Raw genomic sequence first — 18,884 nt, 5'->3', positions numbered from 1 at the left:
CGTGACGACCGTCCGGCCGGCGGCGGCTACGGCCGTGACCGTGACGACCGTGGCGGCGACCGCGGCGGCTTCCGTCGCGACGACCGCCCGTCGGGTGGTTTCAACCGTGACCGCGGCGACCGCCCGTCGGGTGGTTTCCGTCGCGATGACCGTCCGGCCGGCGGTGGCTTCCGCCGTGACGACCGCCCGTCGGGTGGTTTCAACCGTGACGACCGTCCGGCTGGCGGTGGCTTCCGCCGTGACGACCGTCCGTCGGGTGGTTTCAACCGTGACCGTGACGACCGCCCGTCGGGTGGTTTCCGTCGTGACGACCGTCCGGCCGGCGGTGGCTTCCGCCGTGACGACCGCCCGAGTGGTTTCCGTCGGGATGACCGTGACGACCGTCCGCGTCGTGACGACCGTCCGGCCGGCGGCGGCTACGGCCGTGACCGTGACGACCGTGGCGGCGACCGCGGCGGCTTCCGTCGCGACGACCGCCCGTCGGGCGGCTTCAACCGCGACCGCGGCGACCGTAACGACCGCGGTGGCGACCGCGGCGGCTTCCGCCGTGACGACCGTGGCGGTGACCGCGGTGGTTTCCGCCGTGACGACCGCCAGGGTGGCGGTTACCGAGGCGGCGACCGTCGTGACGACCGCGGCGGCCGTGACTACGACGACCGCCGGGGCAACTACGAGCCCGTCAAGCGCCTGCCGATCCCGGAGGACGTCACCGGCTTCGAGCTGGACGCGGACGTGCGCCAGGAGCTCAAGAGCCTGCCCAAGACCCTTGCGGACGACGTCGCCCGCAACCTGGTGATGGTGGCCCGCCTGCTCGACAGCGAGCCGGAGGAGGCCTACCAGTACTCGCGCGTCGCGCTCCGTCTGGCCTCCCGCGTCGCGGCCGTCCGCGAGGCGGCCGGGTTCGCCTCGTACATGACGCAGCGCTACTCCGAGGCGCTGACCGAGTTCCGCGCCGCCCGTCGGATGACCGGCCGGGCGGACCTGTGGCCCGTGATGGCCGACTGCGAGCGCGGTCTCGGCCGTCCGGAGCGGGCGCTGGCCATGGCCGGTGAGCCCGAGGTGAAGCAGCTGGACAAGGCCGGCCAGGTCGAGATGCGTCTGGTGGCGGCCGGTGCGCGCACCGACATGGAGCAGTACGACGCGGCCGTGGTGACGCTGCAGAGCCCGGAGCTGGCTTCCAGCGCCGTGCACCCGTGGACCGCGCGCCTGCGGTACGCCTACGCCGAGGCCCTGATCGCGGCCGACCGGGCCGACGAGGCCCGTGACTGGTTCGCCAAGGCGGCCGAGGCGGACACCGACGGCACCACCAACGCCTCCGAGCGGCTGGCCGAGATCGACGGCGTGGAGTTCACCGACGCGCTCGACCCGGAGCTGGCCGAGGACGAGACCGAGTCGGCTGACACCTCGGCGAAGAAGCGCGGTGGTGGCGACAACGCCGACGATCGCGTGATCTTCGAGGATGAGGAGGACGTCGAGGAGTACTACGACGAGGACGACCTCGAGATCGACGAGGAGTTCGACGGCGTGGTCCCCGAGCGCGCCCAGGACGACAAGGCCGAGGACACCAAGGCCGAGGGCGTCGAGAAGAAGGACGCCAAGGCGGAGGCCGACGCCGAGAGCGACGCCGACAAGAGCTGAGCAGTCCCCCCAGGCAACGCCGTGAGGCCCTGCCGTTCCCGGATCTCCCGGGAACGGCAGGGCCTCACGGCATCCGGGCCCCGCGTCCGGGTCAGCCCAGCGCGAGGTTGCGCAGTACCAGCCCGGTGGCCGGCTTCGGCCCGAAGGAGGTGGACTTGCGCGGCATGGTGACGTCCTGCTCGGCGAGCCGTCGCACCACGGACTCCCGGACCGGGTGGAGCAGGACGGCGGTGCCACCGGTGCGCGCGGCCTCCTGCTCGGCGGCCACGGCGGTGTGCAGGTATCCGATGTCGTCCGGGCCGTCCGGGACGTGCCAGGTGTGGTCCAGCAGGGTGGCGTGCAGGACGGTGGCGTCCAGGTGGCGCCATTCCTCGGGCCGGCCGTGCGGCACGGTGGCGTCGAGCAGGGACTCCTCGGGTTCGCTGAGCAGCCAGTAGACGCCATCGCCGCCGGTCAGCACGAAGCCGTTGCCGCCGTGCCGCTTCTGTTCGGCGAGCGCCTGGAGGGCGGCGGGCAGCGGGCCGGGGACCTCCTTGACCTTCCACTGGTCGCCGAGCCGTTCCAGCGCCTGGGCCACCGGGAGTCGGTACAGCACGCGGTGGATGGCGCGGACCCGCAGCGGGTAGCGAGCGGTGTCCACCAGGAGCACCATGCCGCGGTCCCAGGGGCTGCGCGGCAGGTGACGGTGCTCGCGCTGCAGACGCAGGTACATCTCCCAGCGGTGGTGACCGTCGGCGATCAGGGCGCGGCAGGTGGCGAGGTCGCGGCTGATCTCGGCGATCTCGGCGGGGTCGGTGACCGCCCACAGGCGGTGGTGGGTGCCGTCGCTGGTGGCGGTGGAGAGCAGCGGCCGTCCCTCGACCGTCCGCTCGATCACGCCGGAGGCGCCGCCGTTGCCCCGGTAGGTGAGCAGCAGCGGTTCCAGGTTGGCCCGGGTGGTGCGCATCAGGCCGACCCGGTCGGCGACCGGTCGCGGCATCACGTCCTCGTGGGGGAGGACCACGCCGCCCTCGCGCCCGCTCACCGCGAGGGCGCCGATCAGGCCGCGCTGGAGCACTTCGGGGGAGTCGTCGGCGGCCGGCACCCGCTGCTCGTAGACGTAGAGCGCGGGCTCGGGGTCGGCGGCGAGGATGCCCTCGCGCTGCCAGGCGGCCAGCAGCCGGGCGGCGTGCCGGTAGCGGGTGTCACGGTCGGGGCGGCCACCTGCGTCCTCGGGTTCGGGCCTGGGCAGGATCAGCCGGACCACGTTGTGCGGGTCGGCGGTCTCCAGGTCGAGCCTACGGCCCGGGTCGACGACGTCGTACGGCGGGGACATCACCGCGGCGAGGGTGCCGACCCGGTCAGGGACGTAGCGCAGGCCGCGGAACGGGGACAGGGACAGGCCGGCGGTGGCGACGTGCCCGGGATCGCCGGGGCCGCCCTCGGGAGTCTCGACTCCGTCTTCTGCACTGGGTGTGCTCATTCTGGGCATCGTAACCGGGTACGCGTTGTTGAGAGATCGGAACGCCCGTGCCGAGCGGCGGGCACGGGTGGACGACCGAGGGCGAGGTACGGCATGGACGACGGGCAGGAACGGGTGGACGGCGGCGCCGTGGGCGACGGTCCGGCAGTGGACCCGGCAGAAGGCGGGGTGCCGCGGCAGAGCCGTTCCGGGGAGCCCGTCGGCGACGTGTACGACTGGTTCCGCCGGGGAGCGCGGCTGCTGGCGCAGGGGCATCCCGGGGCCGCCGAGCAGCTGCTGGCCCGGGCGGCGGCGGCCGAACCGCACTCGCGCAGCATCCGGGAGGCGCTGGCGCGGGCGCAGTTCGACGCGGGCTCGTACGCGGCGGCGCTGGAGAACTTCCGGGCCGTGGCGCTGGCGGACCCGGCGGACGACTACGCTCAGTTCGGGTGGGGGGTCGCGGCTGCCCGGCTGGGCGACTTCGAGACCTCCGCCGAGCACCTGGCGCTGGCCGTGGCGATGCGGCCGGAGGCCGACCACTACCGGCAGGCGCTGCGGCAGACCCGGGCGACCCTGGCGGCCCGCGCCGGGGCGTACGGCCCGCTGCTGCCGGGAGCACCCGGCTACCTGGCACCCCCGGCGGGCGCCGGGGACCCGGCCGCGGGGGCGCCGGACGGTTCCGGAACCGGTGGCGGAGCCGAAGACGGCGCCTGACCGGGCACGGCGCCGGGCGCGCCGGACGACGCCGGACGGATGGCGCCGCCGACCGGTGGCGGAGGCCGTGACGCACGACGCAGTGGGCCACGGACGAGGTGACGGACGACGCAGTGCAGTGCAACGACGATAACGACGATGCAGCGGACGAAGACGACGCAGTGCATGACGAAGACGACGCAGTGAATGAGGTAGCGCAGCCATGACCCAGACGGGCACCCCCGTGCGACGGACCACCCCCGGCGGCAGCGAGCGTCCGCTGACCGACGCGTACGACACGGCGCTGCTGGACCTGGACGGCGTGGTCTACGCGGGTGCGCACGCGGTCGAGCACGCGGTGGAGGCGCTGGACGCGGCCAGGACGGCCGGGATGCGGCTCGCGTACGTGACCAACAACGCCTCCCGCCCGCCGCGCGTGGTGGCCGAGCACCTGACCGAGCTGGGCGTCCCGGCAGAGCCGGCCGACGTGATCAACTCGGCTCAGGCCGCCGCCCGGCTGGTCGCGGAGAAGGTGCCGGCCGGATCGAAGGTGTTGGTCGTGGGCGGCCTCGGGCTGGAGGAGGCACTGGCTGAGCTGGGGCTGGTCGCGGTCCGCTCGCTGGCGGACGGGCCGCTCGCGGTGGTCCAGGGCTTCGACCCCTCGGTGGGGTGGACGGACCTCGCGGAGGCCTCGTACGCGGTGCAGAGCGGTCTGCCGTGGGTGGCGTCCAACCTGGACCTGACGGTGCCGAGGGCCCGCGGCATCGCGCCCGGCAACGGCACCCTGGTGGCGGCGGTGCGGGAGGCGACCGGGGTGGAGCCGGAGGTGGCGGGCAAGCCGCTGCCGCCGATGCACCGGGAGACCGTGCTGCGCACCGGCGCCAAGCGGCCGTTGGTGGTCGGGGACCGGCTGGACACGGACATCGAAGGCGCGTTCAACGGCGGGGTGGACAGCCTGCTGGTGTTCACCGGGGTGACCACTCCGGAACTGCTGCTGGCGGCCCCGGTCGAGCACCGGCCGACCTACCTGGCGGCGGACCTGCGCGGACTGCTTGTCCCGCACCCGGCGGTGACGGCCGCGGACGGCGGCTTCGCGTGCGGCGGCTGGGTCGCCGGAGTCGAGGCGGGCGTACTGGGGCTCTCCGGGGCCGGGGACCGCTGGGACGGCCTGCGGGCGCTGTGCGCGGCGGCGTGGGCGGTGCTGGACGCGGGCGGCGCGCCGGTGGACGGCCGGAAGGCGCTGGCCGAGCTGGGATTCTGAGGGGCACTCGACGGTACCGGGCCCGAAGCGACGGGCCGAAGCGGTGGCCCGGTACGTCGGCGTGGTGTGAGGGCGCGCGGCGGCCCGGTTCGGCTGGCGGCCCGGTTCAGAGGAGGGTGCGCAGCCGGAGCAGATCGCGGAAGCCGGCCTCCAGCCTGACCCGGCCGCCGGCCCATGCGGACGCGAAGGCGAGCCGGCCGTCGACCAGCGCGACCAGGTCGTCGCTGGTCATGGTGAGCCGGATCTCCGCCTTCTCGGCGGGAGTGCCGGGGGCGGCCGTCACGTCCTGGATCCGGCCGTCGCGCAGCCGCCCGGTGAAGGTCAGGTCGAGGTCGGTGATCCGGCAGCTGAGCGAGCGGTCGAGGGCCGCGGCCTTGCGGACGTCGCCGGTGGACTTCGCCATGTTCCGGCTGAGCTGCTCCAGTGCCTCCCGGCACTCCTCGGCGTTCGCCACGGGGCGGCTCCCTCCCCCGGTCGCTACGGTGCTGACTGCGGGCCACGGTACCTCAGGACGGTTTTGGCGGTAGCGTCGTCCGTGGGGTGCCCGGAAACGCTCGGGTACTGAGGGCGACGGAGCGACGCGCGTAGGCGATTGGGAGGCACCCGGATGCTGTCGAGGACGGTTCGGGGAGTGGTGGAGACCGCGGCCGGGGTGGTCGAGGAGGTCGGCAAGCGGGTCGTCGGGAGGGCGGCGTCGGTCCTGGAGCGGGCCGGGGTCGATGTCGCGGAGGTCGAGCGTCGGCTGGGCGGCGAGTTCCCGCCGTCGGTGGAGACCCTGCAGACCCTGGCCGGGGAGGCGGTCACCGCCGGGCGGGCCGGGGTGGACCTGGCGGTCGGGATGGCGCGCGGCGAGGTGGAGAAGGTCTTCGAGAGGGTCGGCGACCAGGTGACCAAGGTCGGTGTGGTGCTGGCGTACCTGGAGACCAAGCTGCGCGAGGTCGAGGAGGAGGCTCCGGCGGCGAGGCACGGGGCGGATCGGGATCCGGACGTGGCCGAGGAGCCGGTGCCGGCGCCGCGGGCCGGCGACCTGTTCGGGCGCGGCTGGGAGTTCGAGGACGAGCGGTCGGCGGGCGAGCCGATAGTCGCCGAGCGCGTGGAGGTGGACGAGCCGGTCGAGGTCGATCCTCCGGTTCCGCCCGTGTCGCCCGTCGCGCCGGTTCCGCCCGTGTCGTCGGTGTCCGTGGCCTCCCCGGCCCAGCAGGAGGGGCCCGCCGTCGAGAGTGAGGTGGTGTCGGCCGGGAAGCCCGCGGCGAAGAAGGGCGCGGCGAAGAAGGTCACGGCCGGGAAGACGGCCGCGAAGAAGACGGCTGCCAAAACTGCCAAAACTGCCAAGACGGCGGCAAAGAAGTCCGCCAAGAAGACGACGACCGTCCGGAAGACCGCGACCGCCAAGCCGGCGGATGACCGGTCCGAGGCCGTCGACCGTTCCGGGACTGCCGCGAAGCGGACGGCGACCAAGAAGACCACCGTCCGCAAGGCCACCAGCTCGAAGAAGCCCGATGCCCGAGACGAGTGAACCGCCGGAGAGCGTCGGAACGGCCGTGCCGCCCGCACCGCCCGCACCGCCCGTGCCGGCGGAGCCCCTGGGCGTCGATCCGGACCCCACCGGCCACCCGGGGGTGGACGCGGGGCTGGCCCGGCTGGCGGCTCTGGACGGGGTCCCGGCGGAGGCGCATGTCGCGGTGTACGAAGATGTTCACCAGCGGCTCGTCGACACGCTGGCCGCGCTCGACCAGGAATGATCCGTAGGAGCTGAAACACCAGTGGCAGTGGCACGACGTCGACTCGACGCGGAACTGGTCCGCCGCAAGCTGGCTCGGTCGCGTGAGCACGCGTCCGAGCTGATCGCGGCCGGGCGGGTGACCGTCGGCGGCACCACCGCGACCAAGCCGGCCACCCAGGTGGAGACCTCGGCGGCGGTCGTGGTGGCCAAGGACGAGAACGACCCGGACTACGTCTCGCGCGGCGGTCACAAGCTCGCCGGGGCGTTCGCGGCGTTCGTGCCGCAGGGCCTGGTGGTCGAGGGCCGCCGGGCGCTGGACGCGGGCGCCTCCACCGGCGGTTTCACCGACGTGCTGTTGCGGGCGGGGGCCGCGCATGTGCTGGCGGTGGACGTCGGCTACGGGCAGCTCGCGTGGTCGTTGCAGAGCGACGAGCGGGTCACCGTGATGGATCGCACCAATGTGCGCGAGCTGACTCGGGACGTGATCGGTGGCATCCCGGTGGACCTGGTGGTGGGCGACCTGTCGTTCATCTCGCTGGGCCTGGTGCTCCCGGCCCTCGCGTCCTGCGCGGCCGAGGACGCGGACCTGGTGCTGATGGTCAAGCCGCAGTTCGAGATCGGCAAGGAACGGCTGGGCAGCGGCGGTGTGGTGCGCAGCCCGGAGCTGCGCGCCGAGATGGTGCGCCGGGTCGCGGGGCAGGCGTGGGAGCTCGGGCTGGGCGTGCGCGCGGTCACCGCGAGCCCCCTGCCGGGGCCGTCCGGCAACGTCGAGTACTTCCTCTGGCTGCGCCGGGACGCTCCGCCGCTGGACCCCGCGGACGCGGACCGGGCCGTGGCGGAGGGGCCCCGGTAGGGTGCCTTGCGGGCGTCCGGCGCGTCATGTTGTATGGCGCGGCCGCACCGGGGCCGACAGCGACCCGGCAGGCGTTAGGGAGAGGGCAGCGGCATGAGTGAAGAACGTACGGTCTTCCTGATCGCGCACACCGGCCGGGAGGCGGCGCTGCGCAGCGTCGAGGCGCTGGTGCACGGGCTGCTGAAGTCGGGGCTCCGGATCAGACTGCTGGAAGCCGAGGCGGTGGACCTGGATCTGCCGGAAGGCGTCGAGAAGGTGGCCGAGGGCCCCGGGGCGGCGGACGGCTGTGAGCTGATCCTGGTGGCCGGCGGGGACGGGACGCTGCTGCGCGGGGCGGAGCTGGCGCGCTCGCACGGGCTGCCGATGCTCGGGATCAACCTGGGCCGGGTGGGCTTCCTCGCCGAGGCCGAGCGGGACGACCTGGCGGTGGTGGTCGAGCGGGTGGTGGACGCCGACTACGAGGTCGAGGAGCGGATGACGGTCGACGTCATCGTCCGTACCAACGGCGATGTGGTGCACGAGGACTGGGCGCTGAACGAGGCCTCGATCGAGAAGGCGTCCCGGGAGCGGATGCTGGAGGTGGTGACCGAGGTGGACGGCCGTCCGGTCTCCAACTTCGGCTGTGACGGCGTGGTGTGTGCGACGCCGACCGGCTCCACGGCGTACGCGTTCTCCGGCGGCGGGCCGGTGGTGTGGCCGGAGGTGGAGGCGCTGTTGATGGTGCCGATCTCCGCGCACGCGCTGTTCGCCCGTCCGCTGGTGACCTCGCCGGAGTCGGTGCTGGCGGTCGAGGTGCAGCCCAAGACGCCGCACGGGGTGCTCTGGTGCGACGGGCGGCGTTCGGTCGAACTGCCCGCCGGGGCGCGGGTGGAGGTGCGTCGGGGCCGGACCCCGGTGCGGCTGGCCAGACTGCACCGGGCGCCGTTCACCGACCGGCTGGTGGCCAAGTTCGCGCTGCCGGTGACGGGTTGGCGCGGCCGGTCCGGTCACAGCTAGGTCCGCTCCCTCGGGCCCGGTCGGCCCTGGTCGGGCCGTCGGACTTGGCCGGGCCGGCCGGTGCGGGTGCCACCGGACCGCCCGGGCTTGCCGGCCGCTGCCGGAACTCGCGTCCGAAGTCGGCCGCGTGCCAAGGGCGTTCGGTCATCGGTCGAAGGCGGTGGCCCGAATCCGGGCGGACGCCCGTCCATTTGCTGACGGCTCGTCAGACGGCCAGTGGCTGGGCCTCGTCGGCCGGTTCGAGCCGCCCGCCGGACGCCGCGTGGGCGGCCAGTGCGGCGAGGCGTTCGACGGCGGCGGGGACGGTCGCGGCGGGCACGGTGAGCGGGATGCGGATGTGGTGCTCGAAGGCGCCGTCCGTGCCGAAGCGGTTGCCCGAGGCGATCCGGACCCCGCCGAGCTCCCCGGCCCGGGCCAGTGCCGCGCCGGACAGGCCGTCGGTGGAGACCCAGAGCGAGAGCCCGCCGGGCGGCGTCGTGAAGCTCCATGCGGGCAGCCGCTCGGGCAGTGCGGCGGCGAAGGCGCGGGCGGCCGCCCGCAGCCGGGACAGCTGGTGCTCCCGGACGTCGGGCAGCGGTTCGCCCAGCAGCTCGGCGGCGATCAGCTGGTCCAGCACCGGGGTGCCGACGTCGCTGTAGACCCGCTCGGTGGCCAGCCGGCGCACCAGCGCGGGCGCGGCCCGGACCCAGCCGATCCGCAGACCGCCCCAGAGCAGCTTGCCCGCGGAGCCGACGGTGACCACTTGGGCGGAGCGGTCCAGCGCCGCCATCGGGCGCGGCAGCGGCGTGGACGGCGGTACGCCCCAGCCGAGTTCGGCGGTGGTCTCGTCGGCGAGCACGATGCTTCCGGCGGCCCGGGCGGCGGCCAGCAGCCGGCGGCGCTGCTCCTCGTCGATCAGCGCCCCGGTGGGGTTGTGGAAGTCCGGGATCACGTAGGCGACCTTGGGTCCGGCGCCGCGCAGTACCCGCTGCCACTCGTCGAGGTCCCAGGCGGGCCGCGGTGTCCAGGTGTACGGCACCGGGACGAGGCGAGCGCCGGTGAGCCGCAGTGCCTGGAGGGTGTGCGCGTAGCTGGGTGCCTCGACGGCGACCCGGTCGCCGCGGCCGAGCAGCGTCCGCTGGAGCAGGTGCAGGCCGCCCATGGCGCCGGTGGTGATCAGGATCTGGTCGGGGGTGGTGGGCAGTCCGCGTTCGGTGAAACGGCGGGCGACGGCCTCGCGCAGCACCGGGACGCCGGTGGGGTAGTGGCCGTGTCCGGCGGCGTAGTACGGAAGCTGTTCGACGGCCCGGGCGGCGGCCTGGCCGACCCAGGGCTGCGGGGCGGGCGGGGCGGCGACGCCGAGGTCCAGGATGCGGCCCTGTTCGTCCGGCGGGACGGGGTGCAGCGCCTCGCCGGGCGGTGGGGAGCCTTCGGGCAGGGCGGTCCAGCTGCCCGAGCCGCGCCGGCTGCGCAGGTAGCCGTCGGTGCGCAGGGTCTCGTACGCGGTGGCGACGGTGGTGCGGCTCACCGCCAGGGCGGTGGCCAGCTCGCGTTCGGCGGGCAGCCGGGCGCCGACCGGCAGTCGGCCCTCGGTGACCAGCAGCCGGATCTGCCCGGCCAGGGTGCGGTAGGCGGGGCGGCGGGCGGCGGCCGGCTCGGGGAGCCGGGCGGTGGTGAGCAGTCGCGCCAGCGCGGGCGGGGTGACGGTGGTGTGCCAGTCGACCATGGCTGAACCAGTCCACTTGTTCGGAATTGGCCCTGGAGTGGACCAATTTGGCCTGGCCATCATGGCAGGGCGGCCATGCCGGCCGCCACCACCGGGCGCCCCGGTGGTGCAGCACCACCGCAGGAGCAGCCGTGGCCACCACGACCACACCAGGACCAGCCGCCGCTACCGGACCCGTACCCGCTACCGGACCGGCACCCGCCGCCGGACCGGTGACGCCCGCCGCCGGGGGACCCGGCCTCGCCGTCCGGGTGTTCGGCGACACCCACGCCCTGGGCCGCCGGATCCCGCAACTGTTCGTCGGCCTCGCCCTGTACGGGGCGAGCATGGCGCTGATGCTCCGCTCCGGCCTCGGCCTCGACCCCTGGGACGTCCTGCACCAGGGCCTGCAGCGCACCGCCGGGCTGTCGGTCGGCGCCTGGGTGACGATCTGCGGCGCCCTCGTCCTGCTGTTGTGGATCCCGATGCGCCAGCGCCCGGGCCTGGGCACCGTCGCCAACGTGCTGGTGATCGGCGCGGCCATGGACCTCACCCTGCGGTTCGTCGGCGGCCCCGGCGCCCTGCCCGCCCGGATCGCGATGTCCGCCGCGGCGATCGCCCTCAACGGCCTGGCCACCGGCCTCTACATCGGCGCCCGGCTCGGCCCCGGCCCGCGCGACGGCCTGATGACCGGCCTGCACCGGCGCACCGGCCGCTCGCTGCGGCTGCTGCGCACCGGCATCGAGGTGACGGTCCTCACCGCCGGCCTGCTGCTCGGCGGCACCGCCGGGGTCGGCACCGTCGCGTATGCCCTGGCCATCGGCCCGATGGCGCAGTTCTTCCTGCCCTGGTGCACGGTGCCGGGGCCCGCCGGGGACTCCCGGAAGGAATGAACTTCCGGGCACGGAGTTGCCGCGCGCCGTTGTCGCTCGTCGCGCGCCGGGGGCGGAACCTCGTAAGGTCGTCTCCGTGTTGGACGAGATGCGGATACGGGATCTTGGGGTCATCGACGACGCGGTGGTCGAACTCGCCCCCGGCTTCACCGCCGTGACCGGTGAGACCGGCGCCGGCAAGACCATGGTCGTGACCAGCCTGGGCCTGTTGCTCGGCGGGCGCGCCGACCCGGGCCTGGTGCGCAACGGCACCGGACGCGCCGTCGTGGAGGGGCGGCTGGAACTGCCCGCCGGCTCCCCTGCGGCGGCCCGCGCGATCGAGGCCGGGGCCGAACTGGACGACGGCGCGCTGCTGATCAGCCGGACCGTGTCCGCCGAGGGCCGCTCCCGGGCGCACGTCGGCGGCCGGTCCGTGCCGGTCGGCCTGCTCGCCGAGCTCGGCGAGGACCTGATCGCCGTGCACGGCCAGACCGACCAGCAGCGCCTGCTGCGCCCGGCCCGCCAGCGCGGCGCGCTGGACCGGTACGCGGGCGCCTCGGTGGCCGAGCCGCTGGCCCGCTACCGGGAGACCTACCGCACCCTGCGCGAGGTCTCCGCGACCCTGGAGGAGCTGACCACCCGGGCCCGCGAGCGTGCCCAGGAGGCCGACCTGCTGCGCTTCGGCCTGGACGAGATCGCCGCGGCCGAGCCGGTGGCCGGCGAGGACGTGGAGCTGGCCGCCGAGGCCGAGCGGCTCGGCCACGCCGACGCGCTGTCCTCCGCCGCGACCCTCGCCCACGCCGCCCTGGCCGGCGACCCGGTCGACCCGGAGGCGCTGGACGCGGGCACCCTGCTCGGCCAGTCCCGCCGCGCCCTGGACGCCGTGCGCCACCACGACGAGCGCCTCGCCGTCCTGGCCGACCGTCTCAACGAGGTCGGCTACCTGCTCGCCGACGTGGCCGGGGACCTGGCCGGCTACGCCGACGACCTGGACGCCGACCCGGTGCGGCTGGCCGCCGTCGAGGACCGCCGGGCCGTGCTGGCCCAGCTGCTGCGCAAGTACGGCGGCGAGGAGAACTCCCTCGCCGAGGTGATCGCCTGGGCCGAGGCCGGCGCGGCACGGCTCGCCGAGCTCGACGGCGACGACGACCGGATCGACGAGCTCGGCGCCCGGGAGACCGAGCTGCGGGCCGAGCTGGCCGAACTCGCGGCCGAGGTGTCGCGGGCCCGCGGCGCCGCGGCCGGACGGTTCGCCGGGGCGGTCTCCGCCGAACTCGCCGAGCTGGCCATGCCGCACGCCCGGGTGACCTTCTCGATCAGCCAGGTCGACGACCTGGCCGGGATCGAGGTCGACGGGCGCTCCGTCGCGTACGGCCCGCACGGCGTGGACGAGGTCGAGGTGCTGCTCGCCCCGCACCCGGGCGCCCAGCCCCGCCCGATCGCCAAGGGCGCCTCCGGCGGTGAGCTGTCCCGCGTGATGCTCGCCGTCGAGGTGGTCTTCGCGGGCGCCGACCCCGTCCCCACCTACCTGTTCGACGAGGTGGACGCGGGCGTCGGCGGCAAGGCCGCGGTGGAGATCGGCCGTCGGCTGGCCAAGCTGGCCGAGTCCGCCCAGGTCGTGGTGGTCACCCACCTCCCGCAGGTCGCCGCGTTCGCCGACCGGCACCTGGTGGTGGAGAAGACCCACGACGGCACGGTGACCCGCAGCGGGGTCAAGGTGCTGAACGACGAGGAGCGGGTGCGCGAACTCTCCCGGATGCTGGCCGGCCTGGAGGATTCGGAGCTGGGCCGCGCCCACGCCGAGGAACTGCTGGCCGCCGCCAGGGCCCCGCGCCGCCGGTAGCCGGCGCCGGCGGCCCCGCGGAGGACGGCGACGCGCCCCCGGTGGCGCCGACTGTCCAAGAGGGCCGCCGACCTGGCATGGTGGCGGCTGGACACTGGCTTCCCAGCCCCGAGCGCCGTAGCGGGCAATCCTCGCCAAGCGGCGCGCGAACCTGATCGAGTCGGATGCGAGACGACGTGGACCATTCCGCCGCCCGGGCCACCGCGGCCGTCCCCGAACCGGGGCAGCTGCACGTGGTACTCGTCCTGGCCGCCAGCACCGGCGGCATCGGCGCGCACGTGCGCTCCCTGGCCCAGGGCCTGGTCGCGCACGGAGTGGCCGTCACGGTCTGCGCGCCGGCCGGCACGGACGCGCTGTTCGGTTTCTCCCGTACGGGTGCCAGGTTCCACACCGTCGACATCACCCCCACCGCGGGCGCCCGCAGCGACGCCACCGCCATCGGCGAGCTGCGCCGGGCCTTCACCGGCGCCGACGTGGTGCACGCCCACGGGCTGCGCGCCGGGCTGCTGTCCGACCTCGCGCTGCGCACCGCGGGCCGCTTCCCGGGCCTGCGCCCGGAGACCCCGCTGGTGGTCACCTCGCACCACGCGCTGCTGGCCACCGGCCTGGAGCGCAGGCTGCAGCGGCTGATGGAGCGCCGGGTGGCGCGCGCCGCCGACCTGGTCCTCGGTGCCTCCTCCGACCTGGTCGCCCGGGCCCGCGAACTGGGCGCCACCGACGCCCGGCTGGGCCCGGTGGCCGCCCCGCCGATGCCCGAGGGACGGCTCGGCCGCGCCGAGGCACGCGCCGAGCTGCTCGGCGACGGCGACGATGGGGCCGACGGCGGTGGCGCCGGTGACCGCGGTGCCGGCGGCGTCGACCGTCCGCTGGTGCTGGCGGTCGGCCGGCTCGTCCCGCAGAAGGCCTTCGGGCTGCTGCTGGACGCCACCCGGGAGCTTGCCGCGCTGGACCCGGAACCCCTCGTGCTGCTCGCCGGGGACGGCCCGGAGGCGGGCGCGCTGCGCGAGCGGGTCGCCGCCGAGAAGCTGCCGGTGCGGTTGCTCGGCTACCGCACCGACGTGCCCGACCTGCTGGCCGCCGCCGACCTGGTGGTGCTCTCCAGCCGCTGGGAGGCCCGTTCGCTGGTGGTGCAGGAGGCGATGCGGGCCGGTGTGCCGGTGGTCGCCACCGCCGTCGGCGGCATCCCCGAACTGGTCGGCGACGCCGCCGTGCTGGTGCCCCCGGGCGACCCGGCGGCTCTCGGCCGCGCGGTGCGCGCCCTGCTGACCGACCCGGACCGGCGCGAGCGGCTGGCGGCGGCCGGCCGGCAGCAGGCCGAGACCTGGCCGGACGAGGCCGCCACCGTCGCCCAGGTGCTCAGCACCTACGACGAGCTGGTGCAGCGCGGGTAGGGCGGGTCCCTCCCGCGCCGCCTCCGGTGAGGATCCGCCGTCCTAGACGGTGGCCTGCTCGACCCGGTCGGCGGCCGCGCCGTCCGGCTGGGCGGACAGGTACGCGGCGCCGCAGGCGGTCAGCCGCAGGGCCGTGTCGATCAGCGGCACGTGGCTGAAGGCCTGCGGGAAGTTGCCGACCTGGCGCTTGAGCCGCGGGTCCCACTCCTCGGCGAGCAGTCCCAGGTCGTTGCGCAGCGCCAGCAGCCGATCGAACAGCTCGCGGGCCTCCTGCACCCGGCCGATCATGGCGAGGTCGTCGGCCAGCCAGAACGAGCAGGCCAGGAAGGCGCCCTCGTGGCCGGAGAGGCCGTCCACGTTGTTCCCGGACTCGTCGTGGGTCGGGTAGCGCAGCACGAAGCCGTCCTCGGTGGACAGCTCGCGCTGGATCGCCTCGATGGTGCCGATGACGCGCTTGTCGTCCGGCGGCAGGAAGCCGACCTGGGGGATCAGCAGCAGCGAGGCGTCCAGCTCCTTGCCGCCGTAGTACTGGGTGAAGGTGTTGCGCTCCGGGTCGTAGCCCTTGTCGCAGACGTCCCGGTGGATGGTGTCGCGCAGCTCGCGCCAGCGCTCCAGGTGGTCGTCGGCGGGGTCGTCCTCGGGGGTCTGCTCCAGCAGCTTGATGGTCCGGTCGACGGCCACCCAGGCCATCACCTTGGAGTGGACGAAGTGCCGGCGCGGGCCGCGGACCTCCCAGATGCCCTCGTCCGGCTCCTGCCAGTGCTCCTCCAGGTACTCGATCAGGCGCAGCTGGAGGTGGTGGGCGTGGTCGTTGCGGACCAGGCCGGTCATGTGGGCCAGGTGCAGGGCCTCCACGACCTCGCCGTAGACGTCGAGCTGGAGCTGTCCGGCGGCGCCGTTGCCGACCCGGACGGGCTGGGAGCCCTCGTAGCCGGGCAGCCAGTCCAGCGAGGACTCGGTGAGCTCGCGCTCGCCCGCGATGCCGTACATGATCTGGAGGTTCTCCGGGTCGCCGGCGACGGCGCGCAGCAGCCACTCGCGCCAGGCGCGGGCCTCCTCGCGGTAGCCGGTGCGCAGCAGTGAGGAGAGGGTGATGGCGGCGTCGCGCAGCCAGGTGTAGCGGTAGTCCCAGTTGCGCTCGCCGCCGATGTCCTCCGGGAGGGAGGTGGTGGGGGCGGCGACGATGCCGCCGGTGGGGGCGTAGGTGAGGCCCTTGAGGGTGATCAGGGAGCGGATCACGGCCTCGCGGTAGGGGCCCTGGTAGGTGCACTGGTCGGCCCACTCGTGCCAGAAGTCGGCGGTGGCGTCGAGCATCTCCTCGGCGGCGGGGGCCTTGGGCGGGTCGAGGTGGGAGGCCTGCCAGGTGAGGGCGAAGGCGATCCGCTCGCCGGCCGCGACGGTGAAGTCGGCGTAGGTGGTGAGGTTGCGGCCGTAGGTCTCGGCCTCGCCGTCCAGCCAGACCGAGTCGGGTCCGGCCATGGCCACGGTGCGGTGGGTGCCGTCGGCCTGCTCGACGCGGTGCACCCACGGCACGATCCGGCCGTAGGAGAAGCGCATCCGCAGCGCCGAGCGCATCCGCACGGTGCCCGAGACGCCCTCGACGATCCGGATCACCTGGGGGACGGCGTCCTTGCCGGCCAGCGGGCGCGGCGGCATGAAGTCGATCACCCGGACGGTGCCGCCCCGGGTGTCCCACTCCTGCTCCAGGATCAGCGAGTCGCCCCGGTAGCGGCGCCGGTCGGCGGGCACGGCGGGGGCGGCGGCGGTGGGCGGGGGCACCCGCAGGTCGGCGGTGTCGGTGAGGCGGGCCCGGCCCGGATCGGCGGGCGGCGCGACGGGGGCCGGGGCGGGGACGTCGGTCGGGACGGCCTCGGCCGGGCCGATCCGCCAGAAGCCGTGTTCATCGGTGCCGAGCAGGCCGGCGAACACGGCCGGCGAGTCGAAGCGGGGCAGGCAGAGCCAGTCCACCGCTCCGTCCCTGCTGACCAGGGCAGCGGTCTGCATGTCCCCGATGAGTGCGTAGTCCTCGATACGGCCGGCCACGTGGATCTCCAGTTCGCAATGTGGTCAGGGCATCGGCGAGCGGAGGGAGCGAGCGGTCTGCGGGGCCGGAGGTCCACCCCGGGACGTCCGGCCCGCCGGGGGTGGTGGCGGGCCTTGCTGGAGTGTCCGCGGGGCTCGGTCGAGCCCCTGGAGTGGGTGGGGAGGAGCGGGAATTACGGGGAGGTCCGGTCGCGCATCGGGGACCGGGAGTGTCCTGACCCTCCCACGCCCTCCGCGTGCTCGTGCTGTCGGCGATGCGTCCGAGCAGCTTACGACGGACGAAAGGGGCGAAGCACGCGGGCGCAGCCCGGAGTGGCGCCGCAATTCGGGGGAAATGCCGTGCATCGCGAGGACGGCGCGCAGGATGGCCCGGAAGGATCACCTCCGGCTGGTCCGGCCGGAGGAGCCGCCATGGTCCGGACGGAATCCCCGGCCTGGCCCGGTCCGGCCGGTAGTGCGACCGGTGTGACCCGTGCGGCGGATGATGCGCCGGTGGTGCGCCCCGCGTACGCCCCCGGTGTGGAGGCGCACGGCCCGAAAGGCGTCCGGGCCTGGGCACTGATACCCTGGTATCCCGTGGACCGGCGGGATCAAACGCCCCGGACCAGCCGAACCGACGACCCCCAGCGAGTGCCGCGCACCGAGCCGGCCTCCCGTCGCCCGGCGGACCGCGAGCTCCCCGCCCACGTCTTCTTCGACACGCGACCCACGGGAGCCCCCTCTTGGCACAGCCCCATTCCGGCAAGGCAGCGAACGGCCGCGCCGTGACGACCAAGCACCTCTTCGTCACCGGGGGTGTCGCCTCTTCGCTCGGCAAGGGGCTGACCGCCTCCAGCCTCGGCGCGCTGCTGAAGGCCCGCGGCCTGCGCGTGACGATGCAGAAGCTCGACCCCTACCTCAACGTGGACCCGGGCACCATGAACCCGTTCCAGCACGGTGAGGTGTTCGTCACCGACGACGGCGCCGAGACCGACCTGGACATCGGCCACTACGAGCGCTTCCTCGACACCAACCTGCACGGTTCGGCGAACGTCACCACCGGCCAGGTGTACTCGACCGTCATCGCCAAGGAGCGCCGCGGCGAGTACCTGGGCGACACCGTCCAGGTCATCCCGCACATCACCAACGAGATCAAGTCCCGGATCCGCCGGATGGCGACCGAGGACGTCGACGTCGTCATCACCGAGGTCGGCGGCACCGTCGGCGACATCGAGTCGCTGCCGTTCCTGGAGGCCGTCCGCCAGGTCCGCCACGAGGTCGGCCGGGACAACGTGTTCTTCGTGCACGTCTCCCTGCTGCCGTACATCGGCCCCTCGGGCGAGCTGAAGACCAAGCCCACCCAGCACTCCGTCGCCGCGCTGCGCAACATCGGCATCCAGCCCGACGCGATCGTGCTGCGCGCCGACCGCGAGGTCCCGAAGGCGATCAAGCGCAAGATCTCGATGATGTGCGACGTGGACGAGGAGGCCGTGGTCGCGGCCATCGACGCCAAGTCGATCTACGACATCCCCAAGGTGCTGCACGGCGAGGGCCTGGACGCCTACGTGGTGCGCCGCCTGGACCTGCCGTTCCGCGACGTCGACTGGACCACCTGGGACGACCTGCTGCGCCGCGTCCACGAGCCGCAGCACATCGTCAAGGTCGCCCTGGTCGGCAAGTACATCGACCTGCCGGACGCCTACCTGTCGGTGACCGAGGCGCTGCGCGCCGGCGGTTTCGCCAACAACGCCCGGGTCGAGATCAAGTGGGTCACCTCGGACGACTGCGAGACCCCCGAGGGCGCCCAGGCGCAGCTCGGTGACGTCGACGCGATCTGCATCCCCGGCGGCTTCGGCGACCGCGGCGTCAACGGCAAGGTCGGCGCCATCACCTACGCCCGGGAGAACAAGGTCCCGCTGCTGGGCCTGTGCCTGGGCCTGCAGTGCGTGGTCATCGAGGCGGCCCGCAACCTGGCCGGCCTGCCGGAGGCGAACTCCACCGAGTTCGACGCCGCCGCCAAGCACCCCGTCGTCTCCACCATGGCCGAGCAGCTGGCCATCGTCGACGGCAAGGGCGACCTGGGCGGCACCATGCGCCTGGGCCTGTACCCGGCCAAGCTCGCCGAGGGCTCGATCGTCCGTGAGGTCTACGGCGGCGAGCAGTACGTCGAGGAGCGCCACCGCCACCGCTACGAGGTCAACAACGCCTACCGCGCGGACCTGGAGAAGACCGGCCTGCAGTTCTCCGGCCTCTCGCCCAAGGGCGACCTGGTCGAGTACGTGGAGTACCCGCGCGAGGTGCACCCGTACCTGGTGGCCACCCAGGCCCACCCGGAGCTGAAGTCCCGCCCGACCCGCCCGCACCCGCTGTTCGCGGGCCTGGTCAAGGCGGCCATCGAGATCAAGACCGCGGTCTCCGAGTAGTCCCCGCACGCTCCGAGTGATCTCCGCACGGCGCCCCGGGCCGC

Annotated in this window: 15 protein-coding genes and 1 pseudogene; 12 read left to right on the top strand and 4 right to left on the bottom strand. The window is 74.4% G+C overall.

All coding sequences use genetic code 11. From position 1 onward, the window contains the following. Both ACFRAR_RS35760 and ACFRAR_RS35755 read left to right on the top strand, forming a co-directional pair. Positions 1–796, top strand: a pseudogene (locus ACFRAR_RS35760) (hypothetical protein); the annotation flags it as partial. Further along, positions 733–1,638 (top strand): hypothetical protein, encoded by a 906-nt coding sequence (locus ACFRAR_RS35755; RefSeq protein WP_380704062.1) that lies wholly within the window; start codon positions 733–735, stop codon positions 1,636–1,638. The pseudogene ACFRAR_RS35760 and the gene ACFRAR_RS35755, both read left to right, overlap by 64 nt. 91 nt (positions 1,639–1,729) lie before the next feature. On the opposite strand, the gene ACFRAR_RS35750 is transcribed toward ACFRAR_RS35755, so the two are convergent. Then, positions 1,730–3,100 (bottom strand): DUF1015 family protein, encoded by a 1,371-nt coding sequence (locus tag ACFRAR_RS35750; protein ID WP_380704060.1) that lies wholly within the window; start codon positions 3,098–3,100, stop codon positions 1,730–1,732. Between the two features lie 93 nt (positions 3,101–3,193). Between ACFRAR_RS35750 and ACFRAR_RS35745 the strand changes: the two genes are divergently transcribed. Both ACFRAR_RS35745 and ACFRAR_RS35740 read left to right on the top strand, forming a co-directional pair. Further along, positions 3,194–3,793 carry a tetratricopeptide repeat protein gene (locus tag ACFRAR_RS35745; protein WP_380704058.1) on the top strand — a complete coding sequence of 200 codons (600 nt, stop codon included), beginning with the start codon at positions 3,194–3,196 and terminating at the stop codon, positions 3,791–3,793. Positions 3,794–3,995: 202 nt separating this feature from the next. Beyond that, positions 3,996–5,033, top strand: a complete 1,038-nt coding sequence (locus ACFRAR_RS35740; protein ID WP_380704056.1) for an HAD-IIA family hydrolase — start codon at positions 3,996–3,998, stop codon at positions 5,031–5,033. 106 nt (positions 5,034–5,139) lie between these two features. Here ACFRAR_RS35740 and ACFRAR_RS35735 read toward each other — a convergent pair whose 3' ends face one another. After that, positions 5,140–5,487 (bottom strand): SCP2 sterol-binding domain-containing protein, encoded by a 348-nt coding sequence (locus ACFRAR_RS35735; RefSeq protein ID WP_380704054.1) that lies wholly within the window; start codon positions 5,485–5,487, stop codon positions 5,140–5,142. Positions 5,488–5,664: 177 nt separating this feature from the next. Here ACFRAR_RS35735 and ACFRAR_RS35730 point away from each other — a divergent pair, with 177 nt between their 5' ends. The 4 genes from ACFRAR_RS35730 to ACFRAR_RS35715 all read left to right on the top strand — a co-directional run bounded on the left by ACFRAR_RS35730 (position 5,665) and on the right by ACFRAR_RS35715 (position 8,605). Next, on the top strand, positions 5,665–6,549 hold the full coding sequence (locus tag ACFRAR_RS35730) for a hypothetical protein (protein WP_380704052.1): 885 nt from the start codon (positions 5,665–5,667) through the stop codon (positions 6,547–6,549). Then, positions 6,533–6,775 (top strand): hypothetical protein, encoded by a 243-nt coding sequence (locus ACFRAR_RS35725; RefSeq protein ID WP_380704050.1) that lies wholly within the window; start codon positions 6,533–6,535, stop codon positions 6,773–6,775. The genes ACFRAR_RS35730 and ACFRAR_RS35725 overlap by 17 nt, the downstream gene beginning before the upstream one ends. A gap of 27 nt (positions 6,776–6,802) precedes the next feature. Beyond that, on the top strand, positions 6,803–7,609 hold the full coding sequence (locus ACFRAR_RS35720) for a TlyA family RNA methyltransferase (RefSeq protein WP_380704047.1): 807 nt from the start codon (positions 6,803–6,805) through the stop codon (positions 7,607–7,609). Positions 7,610–7,702: 93 nt separating this feature from the next. Further along, entirely contained in the window at positions 7,703–8,605 is a 903-nt protein-coding gene (locus tag ACFRAR_RS35715) for an NAD kinase (protein WP_380704045.1), read from the top strand. A 205-nt stretch (positions 8,606–8,810) separates the two neighbouring features. On the opposite strand, the gene ACFRAR_RS35710 is transcribed toward ACFRAR_RS35715, so the two are convergent. Beyond that, on the bottom strand, positions 8,811–10,310 hold the full coding sequence (locus tag ACFRAR_RS35710) for a PLP-dependent aminotransferase family protein (RefSeq protein WP_380704044.1): 1,500 nt from the start codon (positions 10,308–10,310) through the stop codon (positions 8,811–8,813). A 131-nt stretch (positions 10,311–10,441) separates the two neighbouring features. Between ACFRAR_RS35710 and ACFRAR_RS35705 the strand changes: the two genes are divergently transcribed. The 3 genes from ACFRAR_RS35705 (at position 10,442) to ACFRAR_RS35695 (ending at position 14,395) form a co-directional block, all read left to right on the top strand. Beyond that, positions 10,442–11,182 carry a hypothetical protein gene (locus ACFRAR_RS35705; RefSeq protein ID WP_380704043.1) on the top strand — a complete coding sequence of 247 codons (741 nt, stop codon included), beginning with the start codon at positions 10,442–10,444 and terminating at the stop codon, positions 11,180–11,182. Positions 11,183–11,270: 88 nt separating this feature from the next. Beyond that, a complete protein-coding gene (gene recN, locus ACFRAR_RS35700; protein WP_380704064.1) occupies positions 11,271–13,004 on the top strand; it encodes a DNA repair protein RecN in 1,734 nt (577 codons plus the stop codon). Positions 13,005–13,180: 176 nt separating this feature from the next. Beyond that, positions 13,181–14,395 carry a glycosyltransferase family 4 protein gene (locus ACFRAR_RS35695; RefSeq protein WP_380704041.1) on the top strand — a complete coding sequence of 405 codons (1,215 nt, stop codon included), beginning with the start codon at positions 13,181–13,183 and terminating at the stop codon, positions 14,393–14,395. Positions 14,396–14,437: 42 nt separating this feature from the next. Here ACFRAR_RS35695 and ACFRAR_RS35690 read toward each other — a convergent pair whose 3' ends face one another. Then, positions 14,438–16,438, bottom strand: coding sequence for a glycoside hydrolase family 15 protein (locus ACFRAR_RS35690; protein ID WP_380704039.1), 2,001 nt, complete (start codon positions 16,436–16,438; stop codon positions 14,438–14,440). A gap of 764 nt (positions 16,439–17,202) precedes the next feature. Here ACFRAR_RS35690 and ACFRAR_RS35685 point away from each other — a divergent pair. Beyond that, entirely contained in the window at positions 17,203–18,840 is a 1,638-nt protein-coding gene (locus tag ACFRAR_RS35685) for a CTP synthase (RefSeq protein WP_380704037.1), read from the top strand. Positions 18,841–18,884: the final 44 nt, after the last annotated feature.

The sequence above is a fragment of the Kitasatospora sp. NPDC056651 genome, assembly GCF_042792155.1.
In the GTDB taxonomy this organism is placed as follows: domain Bacteria; phylum Actinomycetota; class Actinomycetes; order Streptomycetales; family Streptomycetaceae; genus Kitasatospora.
Note: the sequence above shows the minus strand (reverse complement) of the source record. Positions and strands in the feature narration are given on the sequence as shown.